This is a genomic window from Cryobacterium sp. 10I5, assembly GCF_035019865.1.
GTDB classification, from domain to species: domain Bacteria; phylum Actinomycetota; class Actinomycetes; order Actinomycetales; family Microbacteriaceae; genus Cryobacterium; species Cryobacterium breve_A.
Window position 1 is genome coordinate 1 of sequence record NZ_JASJVI010000128.1, and the last position, 7,700, is coordinate 7,700.

Here is a 7,700-nt window from a genome sequence, read left to right on the forward strand (position 1 = left end):
TCGTAGCGGCGACTCTCGGCGACATCGGCGACACTGGCCGCCGACGGCATCCTGATCGACAAGGGTTAACGAAAACAGGGTGCCGCCCCGCCGAAGCGGAGCAGCACCCTGACTGCAATGGAACTTTCGTAAATCTAATCGGGCGGAGACTACGCCTTGCGTGCTTTCTCTGCCGTCTCGTTGGACTTGGCGTGCTTGTCGGCACGCTTCTCCTTGAGAGACTTTCCGGCGACCTTCTTGGTCGCGTCCTTCTTGGGTGATTTGTCAGCCATGTGCACTCCTTCGACCCGAGCCCCAGCGGCATCGTCTTCTTCGACCCTACGCGGAATCGCTGGGAACGGCATCCGCCAGGCCCGGCCCTTGTGCCAGCGCGAACCGGTCGTAGGCTGAGTGCGACCAGCCACCTGAGGGATTGAGGGAATATGAGCGAGAACGGCACTTACCGGGCGATTTTCTTCGGCGCCAACCCGATCGCCGCGGGAACCGAACACGAACTGGAATATGTCAACGGCGAATATGCCAAGCAGGTCACCCTCGAAGTCGAGGAGGACGGGCAGATCGTGCGACGTGTCTTCAAGCTCGGGCACGTCACCGAGGAACCGATCTCGTACCGCTACGTCGAGGACCTCCACGACGTAACCGGAGAGGCCGACGTTCCGAACTGACCCGGAACGCACCCGACCGGGCAAGCGCGATCCTCGCTAGATGCGCTTGCCCGGACTGCGGCTGAGCCGCACCGGCAGCGCCATCAGCGGACCGACGAAGCGCCGCTGCAGCCTGCGTGCCGGACCCCAGACGAACTGCACGAGGTACTGCGCGAGGATCGCCCCAGCGGCGAGCGCCACGGCGACGGCCCCGGCGGTCAGCATGCTGAGCACGCCGTCGATGTTGCCGTCGGAAAGTTGCAGCAGGCCGCTGAACAGGGTCAGCCCGGGCACGAGCGGCACGAGCGCCGTCACGACGATGACGAGCGGGGGAGTGCGCACGACCCGCGAGGTGAGCGCGGCGGCGAGCCCCACGCCGACGGCCGCGGCCGCAGAGGACCAGACCAGCCCGAAGCCCGCGCTCGTGCCGCCGAGGTAGAGGAGTTCGGCGAGCGCCCCGAGCAGGCAGACCACCCAGTACGCCCGCCACGGCACCTGCACCGCGAGCGCGAAGCCCACGACGATGACGACGGATGCCGCGAGCAACGCGGCCACGTCGGCGAACGTCAACGCGACGTTGCCGTTCACCCTCAGCACCAGGCCGAAACGGGCGAGGAGCAGCGACGCGCCCGCGACGCCGGTCACGAGGCCGCCGGTGATGAGGAGCGCCTCCATCATCCGGGCGGTTCCGGTGAGGTAGAAGCCGGACAGGGTGTCGTGCACCGCGCCGAAGGTCGTGACCCCGGCGAGCAGCATGATGATCGTCGCGATCACGACGAGGGAGGGATTCGCGGAGGGGTCGACGAGGGCGACGACCGCGGCCGTCATCGGGCCGATCGCCCCGCCGACGACGTTCTGGTAGAACACCGGCACCTGCCGCCGGTCAAGCGCCGTCGTGATCAGGTCGATGAAGAAGGTCGCGATGAACGCGGCGAGGAGCACGGTGAACCCGCCGCCGATCAGCACGGCGGCACCGGCGCCGACGAGGCTCCAGCCGAGCCGGCGCCAGAGCGCGGTGACCTGGGGCCGGGCGCTCACGATGGTCGCGAGGGCCTTGCGCGCGTCGGCGACATCGATGGGATTCTCGATGAGCTCGGCGATCAGCTCACTCGTCGCGGTGAGCTTGCCGTAGTTGAGCGAGCGGTACTTGACGTTGCGACTGCGGGTGATCGACTCGTGCGTGCCCGGGTCTTCGTGGGTGAGGGCGATGATCGTGTGCGTCACGTTCGCCTCGGTGCCCTTGAGGCCGTAGGCGCGGGTGATAGCTTCCATCGCGGCGGTGGCATCCTCTGCGCCCGCCCCGGCGGCGAAGATAACCTCGGCGAGGCGCATGGTCAGGTCGAGGACCGCGCGGGTGTAGCCCGCATTGTCGAAGACCCCGATGCTGACGGTGACGTCAGACATCCGTGCGACGGACCTTCGTGGGGTCCGGCGAGGAGTGGTGGGGGGTGGAGTGGGTCACCCCCCAAGCCTAAGCAGCCTTGCCCTTCCGCCGGGACATCCGCACGATGAGGATCACGATCAGCGCGGTCGCGCCGAGGAGCGCGATCCACGGCAGCGCATAGCCGATGCCGACGAGCGCGGAGCCGAGCGCGCCGACCAGGGCCGCCCAGCCGGCCCCGATCGCGGTCCAGAAATCGCCAGGCGCTCCCGGTGCGACGGTTCCGGTCGAATAGAAGGAGAGGGTGATCGTCGAGAAGTCGACCTGATCGGACAGGAAATTACGCTGCGACTGCAGGCTTTCGAGGTCCGCCTGCCGCTGGGAGAGCGTGCCCTCGATCGCGACGAGGTCTGTCGTCGTCGTCGCCTGCTGCATCAGCGCGAGCAGCCGGTCGACGGAGGTCTTCAGGGCGGTGATCCGGGCGTCGAGGTCCTGGGTCTGCTGGGTCACATCCGAGGCGTTGAGCGACACGTAATTCAGGGTGCCGAGCTTCTTCAGGTCGCTGACCGTGCGGTCCAGGGCGTCGGCCGGGATGCGGAGGGTGAGCGTTGCGCTCGCCTGCTGGTTGTCGGTCGCCGGGTTCTCGGTGCGGCTGTCGACGCGTCCGCCGGCCTGCTCGGTGATCGTCACCGCGTCCTGCGTCGCCCTGATCGGGTCCTTTGCGGTGATCGACATCGACCCCGTCATGACGACGTCCCGTTGGCCCGAGGCGACCTCGCTCGTACTGCCGGCGACGGTGCCCGCTGCGGCGTTCCCGGAGGCGTCTCCGACCTGCGGGACCCCGACGATCCCGGAATCCCTGGTCGTCCCGTCGCCCGTTGACGCGCCGATTCCGGGGTTCGTCACGGACGAACCGGCATCGCTCGACGAACCGGAGGCGGAGCATCCTGCCAGCAGGAGCACGGCGGCGAGAAGCGCGGCTGCGGCGGGAAAACGTTTCATGGGGCAACTGTATGGCGCTCCCGGAGGGCACTGTCTGGACGCCGTCTGGGAGTCGAATCACAATCCCGTCTCGGTGCGGGCGCAGCCGTTAGTGTCGAATCATCGGCCACGCACCGCCGGCCGAGTGCCACGCGACCCGCGGTCCACGAGACGCGCGCTCCGTGACACGCACGCTCCATGAGACACATTCGAGATACAACGGAGGAAACATGGGATTCGCAGAGAACGCCAAGGACGCCCTCGACGCGACCGGGCAGAAGATCAGCCGCACGTTCGAAGACACCAAGGACCGGATCGAAGACAAGGTCGACGAGATCAAGGCGGATGCCGAGGTCAAGCGCGCGGAGGCCGGCGTCAAGCACGCCGAGGCCGAGCGCGACGCGACGAAGGCCACCAACGACTTCAAGGAAGACCTGCGCGAAGATACTTGAGTCATGGGATGGTGGGCGGCGATGAGGGATCGGTTCCGTCGACGCCGCCCGCCCCTCCTGCACATCGCGACGGATGAAGGCACCGGGCCCGTCGTCATCCTCGTACACGGCATCGCCAGTTCGTCCGTGACGTTCCGGGAACTGGTGCCGCTGCTCACCCCGCGACACCGGGTCATCGCCGTCGACATCCTCGGCTTCGGTGATTCGCCTGCCCCTGAGGGCTGCGAGTACCGGCTCGAGGACCACGTCGAGGCGCTCGCCGCGACGATCCGCTCGCTCCGGCTGCGCGAGCCGTTTGTGCTCGTGGGCCATTCCCTCGGCAGCCTCATCGTCGCCAGGCTCGCTGCGTCGCCGGTGACCCGGTTCGATCGCCGCACCCGGATCTCACGCGTCGTGCTGGTCGGACCGCCCGTCTACCTCTCGCCGTCGGAAATCGGCGACCGCTGGGTGCGCGCCCGCGTCAACGTGTACCTGCGCGTGTACGCGTTCCTGCGCGAGAACAAAGAGCGCACGATCACGAATGCGGCGATCATCTCGCGGATGCTGCCCAAGGGCATCTTCGAGATCACCGAACGCAACTGGACCCCCTTCGTGAAGTCCCTCGAGCACTGCATCGAATCGCAGACCCTCGTGAGCGACATCGCGATCCTGCGCGTGCCCGTCGACGTGGTCTACGGCAGCCTCGACGCGTTCATCCAGTCGGGCAGCCTGACCGTGATCGAGCGGATGCGCCACGTCGCGATGCACCGCGTGGAGGCGAACGACCATCTGATCCGGCCGCGCCTCGCCAGGGAACTCCTGGCGGTCATCGAGACCGCGACCGGGGCCGACGACCGACCGGCGGGACCGGACGGGCCGCGCGCGCCGGCATCCGCTGCCGCACGCTGACCCAGAGCGTCCGAGCGGATGATTAGGCTGGGGACATGGACACACGCACCCTGGGAAGAACCGGCCGAACCGTCTCCGTGATCGGGCTCGGAACGTGGCAACTTGGAGCGGACTGGGGGAACGTCAGCGAGGCCGATGCGACCGCCGTGCTCGCGGCATCCGCCGACGCCGGGGTCACCTTCTTCGACACCGCGGACGTCTACGGCGACGGACGCAGCGAACAGATCATCGGGCGCTACCTCGCCTCCGCCGGCGCGGACGCCGGGATCACGGTCGCGACCAAGATGGGCCGCCGCGTCGACCAGCTCGCCGAGAACTACGTGCTCGCCAACTTCCGGGCCTGGACCGAACGCTCGCGTCGCAACCTCGGTGTGGACACCCTCGACCTCGTGCAGCTGCACTGCCCGCCGAGCGCGGTCGTCGAATCAGGCGAGGTCTACGACGCGCTCGACACCCTCGTCGCCGACGGCACCATCGCGGCGTACGGTTTCAGCGTCGAGACCTGCGACCAGGCCCTCGCCGCGATTGCCCGCCCGGGCACCGCGACCGTGCAGATCATCCTGAATGCGTTCCGGCTCAAGCCGCTCGACGCCGTGCTCCCCGCCGCCCGCGCGGCCGGGGTCGGCATCATCGCCCGGGTGCCGCTCGCGAGCGGGCTGCTCACCGGCAAGTACACCCGCGCCACGACCTTCGCCGAGAACGACCACCGCAACTACAACCGCGACGGCAGCCACTTCGACGTCGGCGAGACCTTCTCCGGCGTGGACTACGAGACCGGCCTCACCGCGGCCGCCGAGTTCGCCGCCCTCGTGCCGGCCGGGCTCACGCCCGCGCAGGCCGCGCTCGCCTGGGTCGCCCAGCAGGACGGCGTGAGCGCCGTCATCCCCGGTGCGCGCTCGATCACGCAGGCGCAGGGCAACGCGGCGGCCGGGTCGGTCCCCGCGCTCAGCGCGGAGTTCCTCGCCGGCGTCCGCGACATCTACGACCGCCTCCTCCGCGCCCAGATCCACCCGCGCTGGTAGCCTCCGCCCCGCCCAGCGCCCAGCGCCCGCGTTTCCGCGCCTCCGCCTTTCCGCGAGAGTACACTTTTGGCCCTTAAACCCGAGGTTTAAGGGCCAAAAGTGTACTCTCGCGGATGCTCGTGGGCGCTCGGGGGCGCCGGTCGCGCGTGGGCGCGTGGGTCAGTCGAGGTCGTCGGGGTCGCGGCCGGTGCGCTCTCCGGAGTCGAGGGTCGCGATTGCGGCGAGGTCGGCCGCGTCGAGGGCGAAGTCGAAGACGTCGAGATTTTCCCGGATGCGCGATGGCGTCACCGACTTCGGGATCACGATGTCGCCGAGCTCGAGGTGCCAGCGGATCACGACCTGCGCGGCGGACTTGCCGTAGCGCGCGCCGATGGCGTCGAGCGTCGGGTCACCGATCGCCCGGCCGCGGGCGAGGGGCGACCAGTCTTCGGTGAGGATGCCGTGGGCCGCGTCGTAGGCACGGGCATCCGCCTGCTGCAGCCAGGGGTGCAGCTCGATCTGGTTCACCACCGGAACCACGTCGGTCTCGGCGAGGAGCCGGTCGAGGTGGTGCGGGTGGAAATTGGACACCCCGATCGAGCGGGCACGCCCGTCGGCGCGAATCGCCTCGAGGGCCCGCCAGGTGTCGACGTACCTGTCCTGGCGCGGGGCCGGCCAGTGGATCAGGTACAGGTCGACGTAGTCGAGGCCGAGCTTTTCGAGGCTCTCGTCGAAGGCGCGCAGGGTGCTGTCGTAGCCCTGGTCGGCGTTCCACACCTTCGTCGTCACGAAGACGTCGCCGCGGGGGAGTCCTGCCCTGGCGATGCCCTGGCCGACGCCTGCCTCGTTGGCATAGAGCGCCGCCGTGTCGACGTGCCGGTAGCCGGACTCGAGCGCCACCTGCACCGCGTCGGCTGCGGCCGCCTCCGGAATCTTGTAGACCCCGAGCCCGAGCTGCGGGATCGAGTGGCCGTCGTGGAACTGCAGAACGGGTGAAGAGGTCATAGCTCCATTAAACCGGCCCTGCGGCTTTCCGCGAAAGCGGGTGGATCGTCGGTTGGACACGGCCAGAACGACGATTCACCCGCTTTCGCGGAAGGGGCGGCCCGACCGGATGCGCGCTTCTCACGGGGTGAGAGGAGCGCTTTCTCCACCGGGGCGAGTGCCGCAGAGTATGAACCATCTCGTGCCGCCCCTCCGGGTTGCGGCAACCGGGCACTGCCGCCCGGAACGAAGTCGCGGGATACAGGAGGTCACGGTGAAGGCTGTCCGGATCCATTCCTATGGCGCGAACCCGACCGTCGACGAGGTCCCGGAGCCCGAGATCCTCGGCCCCTGGGACGTGCTCGTCGACGTCGGCGCCGCCGGACTGTGCCGTACCGACCTGCACATCATCGAGGGCCAGTGGGATCCGATCCAGCACCCGCACCTGCCGTACATTCTCGGCCACGAGAATGCCGGCTGGGTGCGGGCCTGCGGCTCGGCCGTGCACAACGTCGCGGTCGGCGACACGGTCATCATGCATCCGCTCACCAGCTGCGGTCTCTGCCCCGCCTGCCGGGAGGGCCAGGACTCGCACTGCGAGAACGCCACGTTCCCCGGCATCAACGTCGACGGCGGCATGGCCGAGGTGCTGCGCACGAACGCGCGCGCCGTCGTCAAGCTCGACCCCGCACTCCAGCCCCGCGACGTGGCCGCGCTGGCGGATGCCGGACTCACCGCGTACCACGCCGTGCGGAAGGCCGCCCCGGTGCTCTTTCCCGGGAGCCACGCCGTCGTGATCGGCTCCGGCGGACTCGGGCACATCGGCGTGCAGAGCCTCGCGGCGATCACGAGCGCGGAAATCACCGTCGTCGACCTCTCCGAGGCGGCCCTCGAGCTCGCCGGTCAGATCGGCGCCCATCACACCGTGCTCGCGACGAGCGATGCGGCGGTGGAGAAGGCCGTCGCCGAGATCACCGGCGGTGGCGCGCACATCGTCTTCGACTTCGTCGGCGAACGCGGGGCGGAACTGCTCGCCCCGAAGCTGCTCCGGAACCGCGGTTCGCACTACGTGATCGGCTACGGCGGCACGGTCAGCCTGCCGACGATCGAGATCATCTCGCGCGAGATCAACGTGATCGGCAACCTTGTCGGCACGTACACCGACCTGGTCGAACTGATGACCCTCACCGCGCAGGGCAAGGTGACCCTGCACACCGCCGTCTACCCGCTCGAGGCCGCCAACGACGCGATCGCCGACCTCGAGAGCGGCCGCCTGGTCGGCCGCGGCATCCTCGTGCCCGGTCGCACCATGTGAGGCCCTCGCGCCGCCGCCGTGCGGTCGCGCGCTCCACTCACCCCGATCCCGACC

At 69.0% G+C, this 7,700-nt stretch carries 9 protein-coding genes; 5 read left to right on the forward strand and 4 right to left on the reverse strand.

What is annotated here, in order from left to right; translation table 11 throughout:
• Window positions 1–149: 149 nt before the first annotated feature.
• Window positions 150–272, reverse strand: coding sequence for a hypothetical protein (locus tag QN350_RS18415; protein WP_255453709.1), 123 nt, complete (start codon window positions 270–272; stop codon window positions 150–152).
• A 150-nt stretch (window positions 273–422) separates the two neighbouring features.
• Between QN350_RS18415 and QN350_RS18420 the strand changes: the two genes are divergently transcribed.
• Entirely contained in the window at window positions 423–665 is a 243-nt protein-coding gene (locus tag QN350_RS18420) for a hypothetical protein (RefSeq protein WP_322137811.1), read from the forward strand.
• Between the two features lie 36 nt (window positions 666–701).
• On the opposite strand, the gene QN350_RS18425 is transcribed toward QN350_RS18420, so the two are convergent.
• On the reverse strand, window positions 702–2,048 hold the full coding sequence (locus QN350_RS18425) for a threonine/serine exporter family protein (protein ID WP_322137810.1): 1,347 nt from the start codon (window positions 2,046–2,048) through the stop codon (window positions 702–704).
• Window positions 2,049–2,115: 67 nt separating this feature from the next.
• The gene (locus tag QN350_RS18430) at window positions 2,116–3,027 is read right to left on the reverse strand and encodes a DUF4349 domain-containing protein (protein ID WP_322137809.1); all 912 of its coding nucleotides are present in this window, start codon (window positions 3,025–3,027) and stop codon (window positions 2,116–2,118) included.
• Between the two features lie 209 nt (window positions 3,028–3,236).
• Here QN350_RS18430 and QN350_RS18435 point away from each other — a divergent pair, with 209 nt between their 5' ends.
• From QN350_RS18435 to QN350_RS18445, 3 genes are read left to right on the forward strand one after another with little or no spacing between them, the layout of a single operon-like run.
• Complete coding sequence (locus tag QN350_RS18435; protein ID WP_281535681.1) at window positions 3,237–3,458, forward strand: hypothetical protein; 222 nt, start codon at window positions 3,237–3,239, stop codon at window positions 3,456–3,458.
• Window positions 3,459–3,461: 3 nt separating this feature from the next.
• Window positions 3,462–4,346 (forward strand): alpha/beta hydrolase, encoded by an 885-nt coding sequence (locus tag QN350_RS18440; protein ID WP_322137808.1) that lies wholly within the window; start codon window positions 3,462–3,464, stop codon window positions 4,344–4,346.
• Between the two features lie 35 nt (window positions 4,347–4,381).
• Window positions 4,382–5,368, forward strand: a complete 987-nt coding sequence (locus QN350_RS18445; protein WP_281535677.1) for an aldo/keto reductase — start codon at window positions 4,382–4,384, stop codon at window positions 5,366–5,368.
• Between the two features lie 159 nt (window positions 5,369–5,527).
• Here the strand turns inward: QN350_RS18445 and QN350_RS18450 are convergent, their stop codons facing one another.
• Window positions 5,528–6,352, reverse strand: coding sequence for an aldo/keto reductase (locus QN350_RS18450; protein WP_322137807.1), 825 nt, complete (start codon window positions 6,350–6,352; stop codon window positions 5,528–5,530).
• 253 nt (window positions 6,353–6,605) lie between these two features.
• On the opposite strand from QN350_RS18450, the gene QN350_RS18455 reads away from it, so the two are divergent.
• Window positions 6,606–7,646 (forward strand): NAD(P)-dependent alcohol dehydrogenase, encoded by a 1,041-nt coding sequence (locus QN350_RS18455; protein WP_322137806.1) that lies wholly within the window; start codon window positions 6,606–6,608, stop codon window positions 7,644–7,646.
• Window positions 7,647–7,700: the final 54 nt, after the last annotated feature.

Bases quoted from the DNA above. Each gene is read 5' to 3' on its own strand.
- QN350_RS18430 (WP_322137809.1), bottom strand. From the start codon at position 3,027: ATGAAACGTTTTCCCGCCGCAGCCGCGCTTCTCGCCGCCGTGCTCCTG.
- QN350_RS18425 (WP_322137810.1), bottom strand. From the start codon at position 2,048: ATGTCTGACGTCACCGTCAGCATCGGGGTCTTCGACAATGCGGGCTAC.
- QN350_RS18450 (WP_322137807.1), bottom strand. From the start codon at position 6,352: ATGACCTCTTCACCCGTTCTGCAGTTCCACGACGGCCACTCGATCCCG.
- QN350_RS18435 (WP_281535681.1), top strand. From the start codon at position 3,237: ATGGGATTCGCAGAGAACGCCAAGGACGCCCTCGACGCGACCGGGCAG.
- QN350_RS18445 (WP_281535677.1), top strand. From the start codon at position 4,382: ATGGACACACGCACCCTGGGAAGAACCGGCCGAACCGTCTCCGTGATC.
- QN350_RS18420 (WP_322137811.1), top strand. From the start codon at position 423: ATGAGCGAGAACGGCACTTACCGGGCGATTTTCTTCGGCGCCAACCCG.
- QN350_RS18415 (WP_255453709.1), bottom strand. From the start codon at position 272: ATGGCTGACAAATCACCCAAGAAGGACGCGACCAAGAAGGTCGCCGGA.
- QN350_RS18440 (WP_322137808.1), top strand. From the start codon at position 3,462: ATGGGATGGTGGGCGGCGATGAGGGATCGGTTCCGTCGACGCCGCCCG.